Source organism: Catellatospora chokoriensis (assembly GCF_011297315.1).
GTDB classification, from domain to species: Bacteria; Actinomycetota; Actinomycetes; order Mycobacteriales; family Micromonosporaceae; genus Catellatospora; species Catellatospora citrea.
This window is the reverse complement of the sequence record NZ_JAAOTI010000021.1, coordinates 132,218-151,616: the sequence shown is the minus strand read 5'-3', so window position 1 is coordinate 151,616 and position 19,399 is coordinate 132,218. Positions and strand designations below refer to the sequence as shown.

Sequence of the window (19,399 nt, the reverse complement as noted above, 5' to 3'; positions counted from 1 at the left end):
ATGGCTTCGGAGCTCTATCGCCGCAGGCACGGCAGCCCCCGGCTGCGCGGGATGCTGCTGCTGTTCACCGAGGGTGTGATCTTCGGGCTGGGGGTGTTCGTCTCCTTCGGAGTGTTCACCACCATGCTCACCCTGGTTCATTGATCACCACAGAGTGATCGAGTACTACTCTGCGTAGCCTGCCTTTGAAGGCAACTGCCCGATTCGATGTAACAGCCCGTTAATGTACATCGATGTCCACTCATGCAGTCACTCACGGTGACGTTCTTATCATCCGTTCATACGTTGCGATATCGGCATTTTTAGACGTACCGTGCACGTGCGAATTGCAACATGCGTCTTCTTTGAATCGGTGATGTCCTCAGCGCCCGGAGTCAGTACGACCGGATGATGGCGTGCTGACCTGCAGTCCACAATTCGGTGTCGTAAGTGAATTCGCTCTGTGTTACTAGCGCATCGGCGTCACTGGAGGCACGCTGAGTGTTCGTTCATTCGGCGTGTGCGCCCGGACGCCCAGCGGTCCCGGAAGGGAAGACAGGTGATCGTCAAAGTCAAAAGCGGGGCGTTCTGGCTCTCCATCGTAGGCCTCGCCCTGGTCCTGGTACTGGCGGCATATCTCGTCATCTGGCCGTCCGGCCAGGGCGTGAACAGGGATACGAGTGTGCTGGCCAGAGTCATCGCCGCGACCGCGATCGGGGTGGTGCTCATGCTCGCCGGCGCCGTGGCGCTGTCCAACGAGCACCTCGTCAACCGGCTGCACGAGGCGGAGACCCGCCAGCTGGCCCGCGACCACCAGCGCGGCGAGCACATGCGCATCGTGATCACCGCGTTGAGCGACATCGTCCAGCAGCTCGCCCAGTACAGCAAGACGCTGGAGGAGGCGGCCGGACGGACCGTCGGGGTGGAGACCCCGCAGCTGCACGTGCGCGAGGACCTCGGCAAGCTCAGCGCGATGGTGGAGCTGCTGCGCGAGGACCAGGAGGAGCTGTTCGAAGTGGTCACCCGCATGCAGGCCGACAACGTCACCGTCCTGCCGGTGCGGCGCGGCGACCCGAAGAGCCGCGGGCCCGCCAGCCGCTGAGGCCGACCGGCCTGAAGCGACGAGAAGGGCACCTCCTGCCACGCATGGCGTGGCAGGAGGTGCCCTTCTTTTCGTCAGGCGGGGATGAGGGGCCGGGAGGAGGGTTCGACGGGAGCGGGGAGGCTGCCCGCGCCGCCGAGGTAGCGGTGGATCGCGGCGGCGGCGCTGCGGCCCTCGGCGATCGCCCAGACGATCAGGGACGCGCCCTTGTGGGCGTCGCCCGCGACGAAGACGCCGTCGGTCGGGGTCTGCCAGTCGGGTCCGCACTCGACGGTGCCCCGCGGGCTGCGGGACAGGCCCAACTGCGCCAGTGCCTCGGCGGCGTCGGTGCCCTCGAAGCCGATGGCCAGCAGCACCAGGTCAGCCGGGATCTCCCGCTCGGTGCCGGCCACCTCGGTGACCACGCCGCGGCCGTCGACCCGCTCGACGATCACGTCGACCAGCACGATCGCGCGGACGCGGCCCTGCTCGTCGCCGACGAAGCGCTGCACGGCCACCGAGAAGACCCGGTCGCCGCCCTCCTCGTGCGCGGCGTAGTTGCGCAGGATCCACGGCCAGGTCGGCCACGGGTCCCGGCCCTCGTCGCGGGCGTCCGGCGGCTGCGGGTAGCGGTCCAGCTGGGTCACCGAGGCCGCGCCCTGCCGGTGGGCGACGCCCAGGCAGTCCGCGCCGGTGTCGCCGCCGCCGATGATGATCACGTGCTTGCCCGCGGCGGTGATCTGCGGCTGCGGTCCCCCGGCGACGGCCACGTTGGCCTGGGTCAGGTGGGCCATCGCCTGGTGGATGCCGGCCAGCTCGCGGCCGGGCGTGTCGGTCTGGCGTCCGGCGAGCGCGCCGGTGGCCAGCAGCACCGCGTCGTGCTCGGCCCGCAGCTGGGCCGCGGACACGTCCACGCCGACGTTCACGCCGGTGCGGAAGGCCACGCCCTCGGCCAGCAGCTGCTCGACGCGGGCGTCGATGTGCTGCTTCTCCAGCTTGAAGTCGGGGATCCCGTAGCGCAGCAGGCCGCCGATCGCGTCGTCGCGCTCGTACACGGTGACCGCGTGACCGGCGCGAGCCAGCTGCTGCGCGGCGGCCAGCCCGGCCGGGCCGGAGCCGACCACGGCCACCGTCTTGCCCGACGGGGCGACGGCCGGCTGCGGGCGGACCCGGCCGTTCTCGTACGCCCGGTTGATGATCTCGACCTCGACCTGCTTGATGGTGACCGCGCCGCCGGAGGCGGCCGATGTCGCAGTGTCGCCGATGGCCAGCACGCAGGACGCCTCGCACGGCGCCGGGCACAGCCGCCCGGTGAACTCCGGGAAGTTGTTCGTGCTGTGCAGCGACTGGATCGCCGCGTTCCAGTTCCCGGTGCGGACCAGGTCGTTCCAGTCCGGGATCCGGTTGCCGAGCGGGCAGCCCTCGTGGCAGAACGGGATGCCGCAGTCCATGCAGCGGCCCGCCTGCTCGCGGATCAGCTCGTCGTCGGCGGAGGGGTACACCTCGCGCCAGTCCATGATGCGCACCGGCACCGGCCGGCGGGCCGGCATCCGCCGGCCGAAACGCAGGAAACCATTGGGGTCAGGCACGTGCCACCTCCATGACCGCGGCGTCGATGTCGCGGCCGGCAGCCTCGGCGGCCCGCATGGCTTCGATCACGCGCTTGTAGTCGCGCGGGATCACGGCGGTGAAGCGTTCCACGCTGCCCGCCCAGTCGGCCAGCAGCTTCTCCGCCACCGCCGAACCCGTCTCCTGGAAGTGCCGCTCGACGATCTCCAGCAGCCCCTCCGCCTCGACCTCGCCGACCGGGCCGAGATCCACCAGCTCCCGGTTGACCAGCAGCGGGTCCAGGTCGAGCACGAACGCCGCGCCGCCGGACATGCCCGCGGCGAAGTTGCGCCCGGTCGGGCCGAGCACCACCACGGTGCCGCCGGTCATGTACTCGCAGCCGTGGTCGCCCACACCCTCGACCACCGCGGTCGCGCCGGAGTTGCGCACCGCGAACCGCTGGCCGACCCGCCCGCGCAGGTACACCTCACCGGAGGTCGCGCCGTACAGCAGCGTGTTGCCGGCGATGATCTGGTCCTCGGCGGCGAACTGGCTGCGCGCGTCCGGGCGCACGATCAGCCGCCCGCCGGACAGGCCCTTGCCCGCGTAGTCGTTGGCGTCGCCCAGCAGCCGCAGCGTCACGCCGCGCGGCACGAACGCGCCGAACGACTGACCGGCCGTGCCGTGCAGGGTCACGTCGATGGTGCCGTCGGGCAGGCCCGCCCCTCCCGCGCGCCGCACGACCTCACCACCCAGCATCGCGCCCACGCTGCGGTGCTCGTTGCGCACCGACACGTCGAAGCGCACCGGCGCGCCGTTCAGCAGCGCCGGCTCGGCGTGCCGCAGCAGCGTGTTGTCCAGCGACTTCTCCAGCCCGTGGTCCTGGTCACGCACCTTGCGGGGCGCGTCGCCGTACGGCGACGCGGGCACGGTCAGCACGGGCGACAGGTCCAGCCCGTGCGCCTTCCAGTGCTCGGTGGCCGGGGCCAGGTCGAGCAGGTCGGCGCGGCCCACGGCCTCGTCGATGCTGCGCAGGCCCAGCGCCGCCAGCTGCTCGCGCACCTGCTCGGCGAGGAACCAGAAGAAGTTCTCCACGAACTCCGGCTTGCCGGTGAAGCGCTCGCGCAGCACCGGGTTCTGGGTGGCGATGCCGACCGGACAGGTGTCCAGGTGGCAGACCCGCATCATGATGCAGCCCTCGACGATCAGCGGCGCGGTCGCGAAGCCGAACTCCTCCGCGCCCAGCAGCGCCGCCACGATCACGTCGCGGCCGGTCTTGAGCTGGCCGTCGACCTGCACCGTGACCCGGTCGCGCAGCCCGTTGAGCAGCAGCGTCTGCTGCGTCTCGGCCAGGCCCAGCTCCCACGGGGTGCCCGCGTGCTTGAGCGAGTTGAGCGGGGACGCGCCGGTGCCGCCGTCGTGGCCGGAGATCAGGATGACGTCGGCCTTGAGCTTCGCGACGCCCGCGGCGACCGTGCCGACGCCGACCTCGCTGACCAGCTTGACGTGCACCCGCGCGCCCGGGTTGACGCACTTGACGTCGAACACCAGCTGCGCCAGGTCCTCGATCGAGTAGATGTCGTGGTGCGGCGGCGGCGAGATCAGGCCGACACCCGGCGTGGCGTGCCGGGTCTTGGCGATCCACGGCCACACCTTGTTGCCGGGCAGCTGCCCGCCCTCGCCCGGCTTCGCGCCCTGCGCCATCTTGATCTGGATGTCGTCGGCGTGCACCAGGTACTCGGTGGTCACGCCGAAGCGGCCGGAGGCCACCTGCTTGACCGCCGAGCGGCGGGCCGGGTCGTAGAGCCGGTCGACGTCCTCGCCGCCCTCGCCGGTGTTCGACTTGCCGCCGATCCGGTTCATCGCGATGGCCAGGGTCTCGTGCGCCTCGGCCGAGATGGAGCCGTACGACATCGCGCCGGTGGCGAACCGCTTGACGATCTCCGCCGCGGGCTCGACCTCCTCGATCGGGATCGGCGTCGTCTCGGCGAACCGGAACAGCCCGCGCAGCGAGCCGGCCGCGGCCGCCAGGCCGTCGACCTTCTCGGTGTAGCGGCGGAACACGTCGTACTGGCCGGAGCGGGTGGCGTGCTGCAGCAGGAACACCGTCTCCGGGTTGAACAGGTGCACCTCGCCCTCGCGGCGCCACTGGTACTCGCCGCCGACCTCCAGCCGCCGGTGCGACTGCTCCGCCGGGTTCGTCGGGTACGCCACCGCGTGCCGCGCCGCGACCTCGGCGTGGATCTCGGCCAGGCCGATGCCCTGGATGCGGCTCGGCGTGCCGGTGAAGTAGCGCTCCACCAGGACCGACGACAGGCCGACCGCCTCGAACACCTGCGCGCCGCAGTACGACGACACCGTCGAGATGCCCATCTTGGACATGATCTTCTGGATGCCCTTGCCCAGCGCCTTGACGACGTTGCGCACGGCCTTCTCGGGCGCGATGTTCGGCAGGATGCCGGTGGTGATCAGGTCCTCGACGCTCTCGAAGGCCAGGTACGGGTTGATCGCGGCCGCGCCGTAGCCGACCAGCACGGCGGCGTGGTGCACCTCGCGGCAGTCGCCGGACTCGACGATCAGCGCGACCTGGGTGCGCGTCTGCTCCCGCACCAGGTGCTGGTGCACCGCCGCGGTGAGCAGCAGCGACGGGATCGGGGCCAGGTCGGCCGTGGAGTCGCGGTCCGACAGCACCAGGATGCGCACGCCGTCCTCGATCGCCTCGGACACGTGCCGGCAGATCTCGGTCAGCCGGGCCCGCAGGCCGGTCGCGCCGTCGCGCAGCGGGTACAGGCCGGAGACCCGCACCGCCTTGAAGCCGGGCAGGTTGCCGTCCTCGTCGATGGAGAGGATCTTGGCCAGCTCGTCGTTGTCGATGATCGGATGCGGTAGCACGATCTGCCGGCAGCTGGTCGGACCCGGGTCCAGCAGGTTGCCCTCCGGGCCGATGGTCGACGCGAGGCTGGTGACCATCTCCTCCCGGATCGCGTCCAGCGGCGGGTTGGTGACCTGCGCGAAGATCTGGTGGAAGTAGTCGTAGAGCAGCCGCGGCCGGCTCGACAGCGGCGAGATCGGGGTGTCGGTGCCCATCGAGCCCAGCGGTTCCCCGCCGACCCGCGCCATCGGCGCGAGCAGGATCTTCAGCTCCTCCTCGGAGTAGCCGAAGGTCTGCTGGCGGCGCTGCACCGAGTCGTGGGTGTAGACGATGTGCTCGCGCTCGGGCAGGCCCTCCAGGTGCATCAGCCCACCGTGCAGCCACTCCGTGTACGGCTCCGCCGCGGCGAGGTCGTTCTTGAGCTCCTCGTCGGAGATGACCCGGCCCTGCTCGGTGTCGACCAGGAACATCCGGCCCGGCTCCAGGCGGCCCTTGGCCACCACGGTCGCCGGGTCGAGGTCGATCATGCCCGCCTCGCTGCCCAGCACGACCAGGCCGTCCTCGGTGCGCCACCAGCGTCCCGGGCGTAGGCCGTTGCGGTCGAGCACCGCGCCGACGACCGTGCCGTCGGTGAAGGCCACCGCCGCCGGGCCGTCCCAGGGCTCCATCAGGCTCGCGTGGAACTGGTAGAACGCCCGCTTCGCGGGGTCCATCACCGGGTCGTTCTCCCACGCCTCGGGGATCATCATCAGCACCGCGTGCGGCAGGCTGCGCCCGGTCAGGTGCAGCAGCTCCAGCACCTCGTCGAAGTTCGCCGAGTCGGACGCCTCCGGCGTGCAGATCGGGAACAGCCGCCGCAGGTTGCCCGGCAGCAGCGGGCTGGACAGCAGCGCCTCGCGGGCCTGCATCCAGTTCTTGTTGCCGCGGATCGTGTTGATCTCGCCGTTGTGCGCGATGAAGCGGTACGGGTGGGCCAGCGGCCAGCTCGGGAAGGTGTTCGTGGAGAACCGCGAGTGCACCAGCGCGATCGCGCTGACCACGCGCTCGTCGGACAGGTCCGGGAAGAAGCTCGCCAGCTGGTCGGGCGTGAGCATGCCCTTGTAGGTGATGGTCCGCCCGGACAGCGACGGGAAGTACAGCGGGACGCCGCGCTCGCGGGTCTCCCGCTCGGTCTGCTTGCGCACGCAGTAGGCCACGCGCTCCAGCTCCAGGCCGGTCAGGGCCTCGCCGTAGCGGTGCGCGCTGATGCTGTGCGCGCTGAGGAACACCTGCCGGATGCGCGGGCGCGCGGCGTCGGCGGTCGCGCCGAGGCCTTCGGCGTCCACCGGCACGTCCCGCCAGCCGAGGATCTGCGCGCCCTCCACCAGGGCGTACTTCTCCAGCACGGTCAGCGCGCGGGCCTCGTCGGCGCCGTTGACCGGCAGGAAGACCAGGCCGGTGGCGTACTGGCCGGCGGGCGGCAGCGGGAAGTCGACCACCTCACGCAGGAACGCGTCGGGCACCTGCAGCAGGATGCCCGCGCCGTCACCGGTGGTGGTCTCGGCGCCACGCGCGCCGCGATGATCCAGGCGGCACAGCGCGGACAGGCCGCGGGCCACCACGTCATGGCTGCGGCGGCCGTGCACGTCGGCCACGAAGGCGACGCCGCAGGAGTCGTGCTCGAAGGCCGGGTCGTAGAGACCGACCGCGGCCGGGGCGGCCGAGGTGCCAGTGCGGGTCGCGGCCGGAGCGGCCGCCTTACCAGGCTGCATCGCGGCCGGAGCGGCCGAATCACCAGGCTGCAGGGGGTGCGGGTACGGCGATGCCACCGGGCCTCCTGTCGTCACGGGGAATGAACATCGGTATCGGCCACGAACTCGGACGGGATGCCTGGATGCCGCGACAGCGATGGCGCGGGGGCTGAGCCGAGTTCGTTAGCGGTGCCTATCCGAGCGGGACGACGTCGGCCCTGAGTGAACCCGCAGGTTCATCGGTACACGGACTCCCTCGCGCGGTCGCACGAGTATGGGGACGAGTCTGTGAGTGTTGAGTCTACGTTAAACGCCCTGGGTGTCCACCAGACACAGATTGATCACACGTCCATATACTGGGAAGCTACTTCCCAGTTAGTAAGTACGCGAGAATACGGCAGGAGTCCTGCCCGGCCTGTCTTCATGCCCGTGGCGAGCATGTTTCCCGCGCATGTCGGGCGCGTCGCCGACGTTAACGCGACGCCGCCGGATCGGCCCGGCGCCACGGCCCGCCGCGCCGAGACATCGACGCCGACCACGCAGCACATCGATGCCTCCCGCTCCGTCGGCTCGCACAGGCAGAGCGATTCGACATTTCGGCCTATCATTGCACTTATCGGGCTTAGTCTGCGGCTGGGTCCGCTTCAGCGGGCCGCTCACGCGGGGCATGGCACTCGTCCGACGAGCGGAACGGGGCGAGCACGACCGGCTCCGCAACAGGCGGAAGGTGGACGACGGTGAATCCGACCCTGCAGGTCCTGTTCAGCGCGCTGGCGTACATCGGTCTCAAGGTGCTCGCCTGTGCCGCCATCCTGATCATCGGCTGGATCATCGCCAAGGCGATCGGCAGCCTGGTCGACAAGGGCCTGGCCAAGGCCAGGTTCAACCACCTGGCCCAGCGCACCGGCATGGACCGGTGGACCGGCCGCTACACACCCAGCGGGCTGGTGGGCAAGCTGGTCTACTACGCGCTGCTGCTGTTCACGTTCCAGCTCGCGTTCAGCGTGTTCGGGCCCAACCCCATCAGCAACCTGATCGACACCGTGATCAGCTGGCTGCCGCGGCTCATCGTGGCCTGCGTGATCCTGGTGGTCGCGGTCGCCATCGCCAACGCCGTGTTCGACGTCATCACCAACGCGCTGTCGCACTTCTCGTACGGCCGCGCCGTCGGGCGCATCGCCCAAGTCGTGATCATCGCGTTCGGCGCGATCGCCGCGCTCAACCAGATCGGCGTGGCCACCACCATCACCATGCCGGTGCTGGTCGCCATCCTCGCCACGATCGCGGGCATCCTCATCGTCGGCGTCGGCGGCGGTCTCATCGCCCCGATGCGGCAGCGGTGGGAACGCGCGCTGAACAAGGTCGAGGAGGAGAGCACGCGGGTGACCGAGCACCTCAAGACCCGCGCCGCCGAGCAGCGCGCCGCCGAGGCCGCCGGCCTGACCAAGGACCGCGGCGACACCATGGTCCAGCCCAAGTACCCCGGCGAGACCCCCTCGGACGTCAAGCCGTCCGCCAAGGAGACCGCCGACAAACTCGCCGAGAAGGCCACCGCCCTCCGCGACGACATGAAGTCCCGCCCCGAGCTCTGACCTGCGGTGCGGTGGCGGCCGGCACCGGGTCGGTCAGGCGGCGGGGGGCTGCCAGTCGGCGGCGACGGTGGCGGCGCGGTCCAGGACGCGGGGGGCCAGGGCGCCGAAGGCGCGGTCCCGGGCCCGGGTGACCAGGTTGCCGCGGGGGGCCAGCACCGCGCCGACACGCTGGGTCTGGCGGACCACCTGGGCCGCGCGGGCACGCCGAGCAGCCGAGTATGCGGCGAGCGCGGCGTTGCACGCCGGTCCCGGGATCGCGGGCAGCAGCAGGGAGCGCAGCGTCGCCGCGTCCTCCAGCGCCAGCCCGGCGCCCTGGGCGAGGTGGTGCGGCATCGCGTGGGCGGCGTCGCCGACCAGCGCGAACCCGCCCGTGCCGACCGGGAAGGCCAGCTCGTTCGGCAGCGGGCGCAGCTGGCGGCCGTCCTGCTGCACCAGGTCGTCGGGCTCGGTCGCGGCCAGCAGGTCGCCGATCGGCGCGTGCCAGCCCGCGAACCAGCGCTTGAGCAGCGTCAGCTGGGTCGCCTTCGACTCCGGCCGGGCCGCGCCCGCGACGGTGGCGGTCCAGTAGATGCCGCCGCGGCTGGACGCGCCGGAGCTGCCCCGGTCGCCGAGCGAGGCGGCCAGGAAGCGGTAGCCGCCGCCGAGCGTCTCCCCGGCCAGCACCAGGTCGTCGGGCAGCTTCGGGGCGCGATACCAGGGGATGACCGCGCGCCAGGCGGCATAGCCGGAGCTGACCGCGATCGACTGCGGCGCGAGCCGGGCCCGCAGCGTGCTGTCGGCGCCGTCGGCGGCGATGATGACGTCGGCTTCCCAGGTGTGCCGGCCGTCGCCGACCGCGGGCCGGTCACCGGGCCGCGCGTGCATGCTGCGCACGGTGATGCCGGTGCGGATCTCGATCTGGTCGCCGAGCCCGGCGATGAACGTGTCGTGCAGGTCCTCGGCGTGCACCACGACGGGCGCGGCCAGGGCCGCGGTCGGCGAGGGCTGGGCCAGCCACTGGCCGTCGGCACGGCGCAGGCCGCCCATCGGCACCCTGGTCCCGATGGCGGTCAGCCCCGCGCCGAGGCCGAGGGAGCGCAGCGCGGCGACGGCGTTGGGCCACAGCAGCAGCGCGGCGGGGTCGGCACGCAGCCGGTCCGCCCGCTCCAGCAGGGTGACCCGCCAGCCGGTGCGCGCGAGCGCGCCCGCCGTGGCGAGGCCGCCGACGCCCGCACCGACCACCACCGCGCTGCGCATCGCCTCAGTCCTTCGTCGAGGTGGTCTTCTGCGCGGACAGGTCCGAACCCTCGTCGGAGGGGTCGTCGAACTCGTCCGTCACGGCCTTCGGCGTGCCGTCGCCTGCCTCGCCGCCGTCGCCGGCAGCGGCGGCGTCCGGGCGGGTGCCGTCGGCCAGGAAGGCCTGGTACTGCGCCTCGGTGACGGTGATGAAGCCCTTCGCGGGCTCGCCGTCGGCGTCGATGTTCGGGATCAGGAACTCCTGCGGGCCCTTGCGGAGGAAGAAGAACGCCGCCGCGCCCAGGAACACGATGATCGAGGTCCAGACGTTGAGGCGCATACCGCCGATCATGGTGGCGGTGTCGGTGCGCATCGCCTCGATCCAGCCGCGGCCCAGCGTGTACAGCATCACGTAGAGCGCGAAGGCGCGGCCGCGGCCGAACTTGAAGCGCTTGTCCAGCGCGTACACCACACCCGCGACGCCGAGGTTCCACAGCAGCTCGTAGAGGAACGTCGGGTGGTAGAGGCCCTCGCGCAGCTCCGGCTCGCCGTCCGGGCCGAGCATGGCCTGGCCGGGCTGGGTGTCGGACATGACGTGCACCTGCAGGCCCCACGGCAGGTCGGTCTTGCCGCCGAACAGCTCGTTGTTGAACCAGTTGCCGAGCCGGCCCACGGCCTGCGCCAGCGGCAGGCCGACGGCGATGCAGTCGGCCACGAAGCTGAACGACATGCCGAGCTGGCGGCAGGCCAGCCAGGCGCCGACCGCGCCACCCGCGACGCCGCCCCAGATGCCGAGGCCGCCCTCCCAGATGTAGAGCGCCTTGACCAGGTCACCACCCTGCCCGAAGTACGCGTCGGGCGAGGTGAGCACGTGGTAGATCCGGGCGCCGACGATGCCGAACGGCACCGCCCACACGGCGATGTCGAGCACGGCCCACGGCGGGGCTCCCCGGCTGCGCATCCGCCGGTCGGTGACGATGCAGGCGAGCACGATGCCCGCGATGATGCACAGCGCGTACGCCCGCAGCGGCACGGGTCCGAGTTGCCAGACCGCCGTGGACGGGGACGGGATGGAGGCGAGGTTCACGGGCCAGAACACTACCGCCCCCACCCCCCAACACCACACCCCTGCCCGCCTCGGATTTCCTGTTGATCACGAACTTGTCGACCCGGTGGGCGGGGTGTCCCACCCTGACGACATGATCACCCACGGAAACCGGGTCGGAACTACCCGTGGCCACCCTGCCACCGTGATCCCCCGGCCCGACGCACAGCAGGGAAGGTGATCACGGCGCGAGGGTACGGACACGCCGGTGAACACGTCCATAAGTTCATGATCAACGCGGAGAGGGGGTCAGGGGGTGAGGCCGGAGCGGAGGTCTTGGGTGAGGGTGCGCAGGGCGGGGAGGCCGCCGTCGGCGAGGGCGGAGACGAGGGCACTGCCGACGATGACGCCGTCGGCGTAGGCGCCGACCTCGGCGGCCTGGGCGCCGCTGCGGACGCCGAGGCCGACGCCGACGGGCAGGTGGCCCGCGGCGGCCTTGACCCGGGCGACCAGGGTCGGGGCCGCGCTGGAGGTGCTGTCGCGGGCACCGGTGACGCCCATGACCGCGGTGGCGTACACGAAGCCGCGGCAGTGCGCCACGGTCATCGCGATGCGCTCGTCCGTCGACGACGGGGAGACCAGGAAGATCCGGTCCAGCTTGTGCGCGTCGGAGGCGGCCAGCCACTCCTCCGCCTCGTCCGGGATCAGGTCCGGGGTGATCAGACCGGCGCCGCCGGCCGCGGCCAGGTCCCGGGCGAACGCGTCGACGCCGTACTTCTCGACCGGGTTCCAGTAACTCATGATCAGCACCGGGACGCCCGCGCCGGAGACGGCCTCGACGGTGTGCAGCACGTCACGGGTGCGCACACCCCCGGCGAGCGCCTGCTCGGTGGCCCGCTGGATGACCGGGCCGTCCATGACCGGGTCGGAGTACGGCAGGCCGATCTCCACCAGGTCGACCCCGGACTCGATCATGGCCTTGACCGCGGCGATGCCCTCGGCCACCGACGGGAACCCGGCAGGCAGGTAGCCGACCAGGGCGGCCCGCCCCTCGGCCCGCGCCTTCTCGAAAGCGACGCTGACGCTCACTGTGCCACCTTCCGTTCGCGACTGCGGGGCTCGCTGCGGTCACCTCGGCCGGAGGCCGAGCCGGAAACGCCGTTCGCGCTCACCCGATCACTTCCCCGCTGTCGAACAGGCCGAAGTACTCGCCCGCGGTGTGCATGTCCTTGTCGCCGCGGCCGGACAGGTTCACGATGACCGTCGGCTCGTGGCCCAGCTCCTCACGCAGCGCCGGGATCACCCGCAGCGCCCCGGCCAGCGCGTGCGCGCTCTCGATCGCCGGGATGATGCCCTCGGTGCGGCACAGCAGCGCGAACGCGTCCATCGCCTCGGCGTCGGTGACCGGCTGGTAGCGGGCCCGGCCCTGGTCGTGCAGCCAGGCGTGCTCGGGGCCGACCGACGGGTAGTCCAGGCCGGCCGAGATCGAGTGCGACTCGATGGTCTGGCCGTCCTCGTCCTGCAGCAGGTACGACCGTGAGCCGTGCAGCACGCCGTGGCTGCCGCCGGTGATGCTGGCCGCGTGCCGGCCGGTCTCGATCCCGTCGCCCCCGGCCTCGAAGCCGTACAGCCGCACGGACTCGTCGGGCACGAAGGCGTGGAACATGCCGATCGCGTTGGATCCGCCGCCCACGCAGGCCGCGACCGCGTCTGGCAGCGCGCCGGTCAGCGCCAGGCACTGGGCCCGCGCCTCCACGCCGATGCCGCGCACGAAGTCGCGCACCATCGCCGGGAACGGGTGCGGCCCGGCCGCGGTGCCGAGCAGGTAGTGCGTGTCGTCGACGTTGGTGACCCAGTCGCGCAGCGCCTCGTTGATGGCGTCCTTGAGGGTGCGCGAGCCGGTCGTCACCGGGATGACGGTGGCCCCGAGCATCTTCATCCGGGCCACGTTGAGGGCCTGCCGCTTGGTGTCGACCTCGCCCATGTAGACCACGCACTCGAGGTCGAGGTATGCCGCGGCGGTCGCGCTGGCCACGCCGTGCTGGCCCGCGCCGGTCTCGGCGATGACCCGGCCCTTGCCCATGCGCTTGGTCAGCAGGGCCTGGCCGAGCACGTTGCGCACCTTGTGCGCGCCGGTGTGGTTGAGGTCCTCGCGCTTGAGCAGGATGCGCGCGCCGCCGACGTGGGCCGACAGGTGGGTGGCGTCGTACAGCAGGGACGGGGTGCCCGCGTAGTCGCGCAGCATCCGCTCGAATTCGCCGGTGAACTCGGGATCCGCCATCGCCTTGCGGTAGTGCGCGTCCAGCTCGTCCAGGGCCGCGATCAGCGCCTCCGGGACGAAGCGGCCGCCGTACGGGCCGAAGTGGCCCCTGTCGTCGGGCAACATGTGCCCCTCCTTCGGCGTAAGCCGCCCTCAGGCGAGGGCGGTCCAGCGCGGGGGAAGCGTCAGCGGGTCGGCCGCGGCGTCGCGGGGTGGTTGCCGGCGTTGACGAGCTCGGCGACGGCGTCGCGCGGGCTCTTCTGGGTCACCAGGCCCTCGCCGACCAGCACCGCGTCGGCGCCCGCCGAGGCGTACTTGATCAGGTCGAGCGGCCCCCGCACGCCCGACTCGGCGATCTTGAGGACGCTGTTGGGCAGGCCGGGCGCGATCCGCTCGAACACCGACCGGTCCACCTCAAGTGTGCGCAGGTTGCGGGCGTTCACGCCGATGACGCGGGCGCCGGCCTCCAGGGCACGGTCGGCCTCCTCCTCGGTGTGCACCTCGACCAGCGGGGTCATGCCCAGCGACTCGATGCGGTCGAGCAGGCCGGTCAGCACCTTCTGCTCCAGCGCCGCGACGATCAGCAGCACCAGGTCGGCGCCGTACGCCCGCGCCTCGTGCACCTGGTAGGCCGAGCACACGAAGTCCTTGCGCAGCACCGGGATCGTCAGGCGGGCACGGACCGCGGCCAGGTCGTCCAGCGAACCGCCGAACCAGCGGCCCTCGGTCAGCACGCTGACCGCGCGGGCGCCGCCGGCCTCGTACTCCGCGGCCAGCTCGGCCGGGTCCGGGATCTCCGCCAGCGCGCCCTTGGAGGGCGACGAGCGCTTGACCTCGGCGATCACACCGACGCCGGAGCGGCGCAGTGCCGCGTACGCGTCCAGGGGTGGCGCAGCGGCCGCCGCGCGCTTCTTGATCTCGTCCATGGAGACCTGGTTCTGGCGCGCCTCGACGTCCTCACGGACCCCCGCGATGATCTCGTCGAGCACGCTGCCGCCGCTGTCTCGCATCGATGCGCTCGGGGCCGGTTCGCCAGGCTCCATGCTGCTCAGCTCGTCGGATGCCATGGCCAGACTCTAGGCACTGCCCCACCGCGCAAGGTAAACGGGGTATGGCGTGCCTCACCAAGTGGGCTAGTGCATAATGCTCCACCGCCGGCGCCCGCGGAGCGGTCGCGGGTCGGTGGCTGGGGTCACTTTCCGCCAGGCCGCGTCGTGCCTCCGCGACATGCGCGACTTGCGGTCTGCAGTTTCGGGGGAACTGCGGGAGTTTTGTACGGAATTCGCGCAGTTTCCCCGAAACTGCAGACCCCCTACTCGTCTCGCCTGGGTTGGGCGGTGCGGATGAAGTCGGCCAGCCGTGGGCCGTGTTCGACGCGGGCGCGGGTGGGGTCGGCGGCGATGCGGCGGGTGAGTTTGCGGATGCCTTCGGGGTCGTCGCCGGCCACCATGAGCAGGTTGCCGGTGCCGCGGCCGCGCAGGAGGGCGGCGTCGGCGACCACGGCGACCTGGCTGAAGGCCTCACGCAGGGTGGCGGCCTGGCGGCGGGCGACGGTCAGCGGGGCGACGTCCATGATGTTGGCCAGATACCAGCCGCCGGGGCGCAGCGCGCGGTGCGCGGCCTGGGCGAACTCGACCGTGCTGACGTGCGGGGGGACCTTGTTGCCGGTGAAGATGTCGGCGACGATCACGTCCGTGGAGGCGGGATCGGTGGCTTCCAGGGCGGCGCGGGCGTCGGCGATGATCACCTCGGTGTCCGGGTCGTCGAGGGGCAGCCGGGTGGTGACCAGGTCGGCCAGGGCCCGGTCGAGTTCGACGACACGCTGGCCGCTGCCGGGGCGCATCGCCGACAGGCAGCGGGGCAGGGTCATCGCTCCCCCGCCCAGGTGCAGCACGTCCAGCGCGCCGGGTGGGCAGACCGCGTCGATGACGTCGGCGAAGCGGCGGATGTAGTCGAACGCGATCAGCGTCGGGTCGTTGAGGTTGACGTGCGACTGGGCGGTGCCGTTGAGCCGCAGCAGCCAGGCGTCGGGCAGGTCCGGGTCCGGGATCAGCTCGGCGGTGCCGGTGTCGACGCGGACGATCAGCGCCCGGTCAGACACGCGTTTCATCGGTGAGGTCCTCGCCCCGGTCGAGCGCGTCCCAGACGTCGCGGGTGTCCTCGGCGCGCGGCGCGGCCGGCGCGGTGCGGCGCGCGTGGCTGCCGGAGCGCCGCCAGTACCAGACCGCGACCACGCCCGCGGCGAGCGCGAGCAGCGCGGGACGCACCCACGACACCGCGCCGCCGGGCACGAACCACAGCACCGCCAGCGCCGCGAGCACCCCGATCACGATCATCCTGGTACGCCCCGGGCGGCTCATCGGGCGGCCTGCAGGGTCTGCGCGGTGGCGATGGCGGCGAGCACGGCCATCGCCTTGTTCTGCGTCTCCAGCTCCTCCAGGGCCGGGTCGGAGTCGGCCACCACCCCGGCCCCGGCCTGCACGTACGCGACGCCGTCGCGCAGCAGCGCGGTGCGGATCGCGATCGCCATGTCCAGGTCGCCGCCGAAGCCGAAGTAGCCGACCGTGCCGCCGTACAGGCCGCGCCGGGTCGGCTCCAGCTCCTCGATGATCTCCATGGCGCGCACCTTCGGCGCCCCGGACAGCGTGCCCGCCGGGAACGTGGCGGCCAGCGCGTCCAGCGGCGAGGTGTCCTCGCGCAGCTCGCCGACGACGGTCGAGACGATGTGCATGACGTGGCTGTAGCGCTCGACCGTGGCGAACTCCGGCACCTCCACGGTGCCCGCCCGCGAGAACCGGCCCAGGTCGTTGCGGCCCAGGTCGACGAGCATGACGTGCTCGGAGCGCTCCTTCGGGTCCGCGATCAGCTCCGCGGCCAGCGCGGCGTCGGCCTCCGGGGTCTCGCCCCGCGGCCGGGTGCCCGCGATCGGGTGGAGCAGCGCGCGGCGTACGCCGTCGTCGCCCTTGGTGATCTTCACGTGGGCCTCGGGGGACGAGCCGACGATGTCGAAGTCGTCGAAGCGCAGCAGGTACATGTACGGGCTGGGGTTGGTGGCCCGCAGCACCCGGTAGATGTCGAGCGGGTCGGCCTCGGTGCGCGTCTCGAAGCGCTGCGACACCACGATCTGGAAGCAGTCGCCCGCCCGGATCGCCTCCTTGGCGACCTCCACCGCCTTGCCGAACTCCCCGGACGGCGTGCGCGACACCAGCTCCGCCGGGCGCACCGCGGTCACCGTCGAGATCATCGGCGGGGTGGGCCGGGACAGCGCCGTGGTCATCGCGTCCAGGCGGCCGATCGCGTGGTGGTAGGCCGCCGCGACCTGGTCGTCGTCGGCCTTCTCGGGCAGCACCGCGTTGGCGACCACGACGGCCTGGCCCAGGTAGTGGTCCAGCACCACCAGGTCGGTGGCGAGGAACAGGCCCAGCTCCGGCACGTGCAGGTCGTCGTCGGCCAGCTGCGGCAGCCGCTCGAAGCGGCGCACCAGGTCGTACGCCAGGAAGCCGACCAGGCCGCCGGTCAGCGGCGGCAGGCCCTCATCCGCGTCGTCCGGGCCGGTCAGCGCGGCGACCGTGGCCCGCAGCACGGCGACCGGATCACCCTTGACCGGCACCCCGTCGGGCGGGCTGCCCAGCCAGTGCGCCTGCCCGCCGCGCTCGGTCAGCGTCGCCAGGCTGCGCACCCCGATGAAGGAGTAGCGCGACCAGGCCGTGCCCGCCGCGCCCGCACCCTGCTCGGCCGACTCCAGCAGGAAGGTCCCCGGGCCGCCGGCCACCTTGCGGTACACCCCGACCGGCGTCTCCGCGTCGGCCAGCAGCCGGCGGGTCACCGGCACCACCCGGCGGCGCGCCGCCCGGGCCCGGAACCCGGCCAGGTCGGGGCTGACCGCGCCGCTGCTCGTCGTGCTGCTCATGCCGTCACCTCGCCCACGACGGCCACCGGCAGCTCGTCGGCGAAGCAGGTGCGGGTGCCGGTGTGGCACGCCGGGCCGACCTGCTCCACGCTGACCAGCAACGCGTCGCCGTCGCAGTCCAGTGCCACGGAGGTGACGTACTGGTGGTGGCCGGAGGTCTCGCCCTTCACCCAGTACTGCCCGCGGCTGCGCGACCAGTAGGTGGCCCGGCCCGTGGACAGCGTGCGGCGCAGCGCCTCGTCGTCCATCCAGGCCAGCATCAGCACCTCACCGGTGTCGTGCTGGCGCACCACGGCCGCGACGAGCCCGTCGCGGTCACGCTTCAAACGGGCGGCGATCGCCGGATCCAGCTGCTCGGTCCCTGACACACCGAAATTCTCCCTCACCGCCGATCAACCCGCCGCGCAGGTGCGGCCCACGTCTCACCGCCGCCACCCGCCAAGGCCGTCCGGCTTGCCTGGCGCCGGTACGCATCTTGGCGGCGTGCACCCACGCCTGCCAGGCAAGTCGGATGACCGAGGTGGCCCGGGTCACAGGTATGGACGCTGGTATGACGCGAAATCGGGCAGCCCGGCGGTACCTTGACGGGCATCTGCGCGCAGCGCCCGCGGGCGCTCTCCCCCACCGCGAGAGCCGAGGATCGCATGACCAACCCCCACTTCGCGCCGCTCCCGGCGCACATCCCCACCTTCATCCCCCCGGCCCAGCCGCCGGCCCCCGCGGCCGAGGCCGCCGACGAGCTCGAGCCCACCCTGCAGCTGAGCCCGCACGAGCAGGCCGCACTGCTGGAACACACCAGTGAACTGACGATCGTGGCCCCGCAGGCCGACGAGACCCCGGACGCCCTGGCCGACGCGGACGAGGCAGCCGAAGCCGACGAGGAGGACACGCCCGAGGCCTCGACCGACAGCGAGTCGCCCGAAGCGGAAGCCGAGGCGGACGAGTCGCCCGAGGCCGACGACATCGACTCGGCAGCGGACACCGACAGCGAGCCCGAGGCCCAGGCCGACGAGGCCGATGCCGAGGCAGCGACCGATGGCACGGTCGATGCCGAAGCCGACGATGACGACGTCGTCGCGGAGACGGTCGACGACTCGGTGGAGGCGGCCGGCGACTCGCCGGAAGCCCAGGCCGACGCCGACGAGTCGCCGGTAGCCGGCGGCGAAGAGGCGATCGACGCGCAGGCCGACGACGGCGAGGCCGGTGAGCTGGAGGCCGATGAGCTGGTGGGCGCGGAGGCCGGGGCGGACACGGAAGTGGACGCGCAGCTTGACGGCGACGCGCAGGCCGAAGGCGGTCTGGAGGCCGACGCCGAAGCCGACGAGGCTCCCGAGGCCGCGGTCGACGTCGAAGCCGAGGCGGGGGAAGCCGCGGTCGACGAGACGACGGATGCGGAAGCCGACACGGAGGTGTACGCCGAGGCTGCGGCCGACGAGACCGACGAGGCGGCCGACGCCCTTGAGGCCGAGGCCGACGAGCAGATCGAGGCCGAGGTCGCCGACACCCCTGAGGCCGAGGCCGACGAGCAGGCCGAGGCTGAGGCCGTCTACGCCCCTGAGGCCGAGGCCGACGACCAGATCGAGGCTGAGGCCGACGTCGTCGAGGCCGAGATGGAGGCCGTCGACGAGCAGGCCCCGGAGCTGGCGGAGGTGGACGTCGAGGGGGTGCCCGCCGACGACACCGTGGAAGCCCCCGTGGCGGAGATCATCGACGCGGCCGAGGACGCCGACGAGGCGCAGGAGGTGGCGCCGGTCGGTGGGATCGACGCCGCGACCGACGAAGCCGACGACGAGGACGAGGAGCTGGACGTGGCACTGGTGGCGCCGACCGCGACCGCGCTGCGGCCGGGTGACGTGACCGAGACGCCGATCGCGGTGTGGGAGGCGGAGCAGGCGCAGCGCTTCCGCGACGCGTGGCGCGAGGTGCAGACCCGGTTCGTCGACGAGCCGGAGTCGGCGCTGAACGACGCGCAGGCGCTGGTCAACGAGGCGGTGTCGGCGCTGGCCGCGCAGCTGCTGGCCGAGCAGGGCGACCTGGACCCGCGCCAGGGCGCCGCGCCGGACACCGAGGCGATGCGCATCGCCATGCGTGGCTACAAGAACTTCCTCGACCGCGTGCTGGCTCTCTGATCCGCATCCCGGTCCCGGAGGCGCGATCCTCCGGGACC

General features: G+C 72.1%; 15 protein-coding genes. 4 read left to right on the top strand and 11 right to left on the bottom strand.

The features are described from left to right. Together HAV39_RS28285 and HAV39_RS28280 are read left to right on the top strand one after the other, a co-directional pair. The gene (locus HAV39_RS28285) at positions 1–144 is read left to right on the top strand and encodes a hypothetical protein (protein WP_170212968.1); all 144 of its coding nucleotides are present in this window, start codon (positions 1–3) and stop codon (positions 142–144) included. Between the two features lie 394 nt (positions 145–538). Continuing rightward, positions 539–1,081: a hypothetical protein gene (locus HAV39_RS28280; RefSeq protein WP_191842222.1), complete on the top strand. Its 543-nt coding sequence runs from the start codon at positions 539–541 to the stop codon at positions 1,079–1,081. A 74-nt stretch (positions 1,082–1,155) separates the two neighbouring features. On the opposite strand, the gene HAV39_RS28275 is transcribed toward HAV39_RS28280, so the two are convergent. Next, complete coding sequence (locus HAV39_RS28275) at positions 1,156–2,649, bottom strand: glutamate synthase subunit beta (RefSeq protein ID WP_191842221.1); 1,494 nt, start codon at positions 2,647–2,649, stop codon at positions 1,156–1,158. After that, the gene (gene gltB / locus HAV39_RS28270) at positions 2,642–7,231 is read right to left on the bottom strand and encodes a glutamate synthase large subunit (RefSeq protein ID WP_191842256.1); all 4,590 of its coding nucleotides are present in this window, start codon (positions 7,229–7,231) and stop codon (positions 2,642–2,644) included. Before gltB ends, HAV39_RS28275 begins: the two co-directional genes overlap by 8 nt. Positions 7,232–7,947: 716 nt before the next feature. Between gltB and HAV39_RS28265 the strand changes: the two genes are divergently transcribed. Beyond that, on the top strand, positions 7,948–8,802 hold the full coding sequence (locus HAV39_RS28265; protein ID WP_239120130.1) for a mechanosensitive ion channel family protein: 855 nt from the start codon (positions 7,948–7,950) through the stop codon (positions 8,800–8,802). A 33-nt stretch (positions 8,803–8,835) separates the two neighbouring features. On the opposite strand, the gene HAV39_RS28260 is transcribed toward HAV39_RS28265, so the two are convergent. From HAV39_RS28260 to hisI, 9 genes are all read right to left on the bottom strand, one after another. Next, entirely contained in the window at positions 8,836–10,038 is a 1,203-nt protein-coding gene (locus HAV39_RS28260) for an FAD-dependent oxidoreductase (protein ID WP_191842220.1), read from the bottom strand. 4 nt (positions 10,039–10,042) lie between these two features. Further along, positions 10,043–11,104: a prolipoprotein diacylglyceryl transferase gene (gene lgt, locus HAV39_RS28255; RefSeq protein WP_239120133.1), complete on the bottom strand. Its 1,062-nt coding sequence runs from the start codon at positions 11,102–11,104 to the stop codon at positions 10,043–10,045. 267 nt (positions 11,105–11,371) lie between these two features. Further along, positions 11,372–12,151 carry a tryptophan synthase subunit alpha gene (trpA, locus tag HAV39_RS28250; RefSeq protein WP_191842219.1) on the bottom strand — a complete coding sequence of 260 codons (780 nt, stop codon included), beginning with the start codon at positions 12,149–12,151 and terminating at the stop codon, positions 11,372–11,374. Between the two features lie 79 nt (positions 12,152–12,230). Beyond that, entirely contained in the window at positions 12,231–13,448 is a 1,218-nt protein-coding gene (trpB, locus tag HAV39_RS28245; protein WP_191842218.1) for a tryptophan synthase subunit beta, read from the bottom strand. 59 nt (positions 13,449–13,507) lie between these two features. Continuing rightward, on the bottom strand, positions 13,508–14,365 hold the full coding sequence (trpC, locus tag HAV39_RS28240) for an indole-3-glycerol phosphate synthase TrpC (protein WP_120316055.1): 858 nt from the start codon (positions 14,363–14,365) through the stop codon (positions 13,508–13,510). Between the two features lie 269 nt (positions 14,366–14,634). Continuing rightward, positions 14,635–15,432, bottom strand: coding sequence for a spermidine synthase (locus tag HAV39_RS28235; protein WP_191842217.1), 798 nt, complete (start codon positions 15,430–15,432; stop codon positions 14,635–14,637). Next, the gene (locus tag HAV39_RS28230; protein WP_191842216.1) at positions 15,416–15,658 is read right to left on the bottom strand and encodes a hypothetical protein; all 243 of its coding nucleotides are present in this window, start codon (positions 15,656–15,658) and stop codon (positions 15,416–15,418) included. Before HAV39_RS28230 ends, HAV39_RS28235 begins: the two co-directional genes overlap by 17 nt. A gap of 20 nt (positions 15,659–15,678) precedes the next feature. Continuing rightward, the gene (locus HAV39_RS28225) at positions 15,679–17,232 is read right to left on the bottom strand and encodes an anthranilate synthase component I (protein ID WP_191842215.1); all 1,554 of its coding nucleotides are present in this window, start codon (positions 17,230–17,232) and stop codon (positions 15,679–15,681) included. After that, positions 17,229–17,600 carry a phosphoribosyl-AMP cyclohydrolase gene (gene hisI / locus HAV39_RS28220; RefSeq protein ID WP_308440844.1) on the bottom strand — a complete coding sequence of 124 codons (372 nt, stop codon included), beginning with the start codon at positions 17,598–17,600 and terminating at the stop codon, positions 17,229–17,231. Before hisI ends, HAV39_RS28225 begins: the two co-directional genes overlap by 4 nt. A gap of 276 nt (positions 17,601–17,876) precedes the next feature. Here hisI and HAV39_RS28215 point away from each other — a divergent pair, with 276 nt between their 5' ends. Continuing rightward, entirely contained in the window at positions 17,877–19,361 is a 1,485-nt protein-coding gene (locus HAV39_RS28215; protein ID WP_191842213.1) for a hypothetical protein, read from the top strand. Positions 19,362–19,399: the final 38 nt, after the last annotated feature.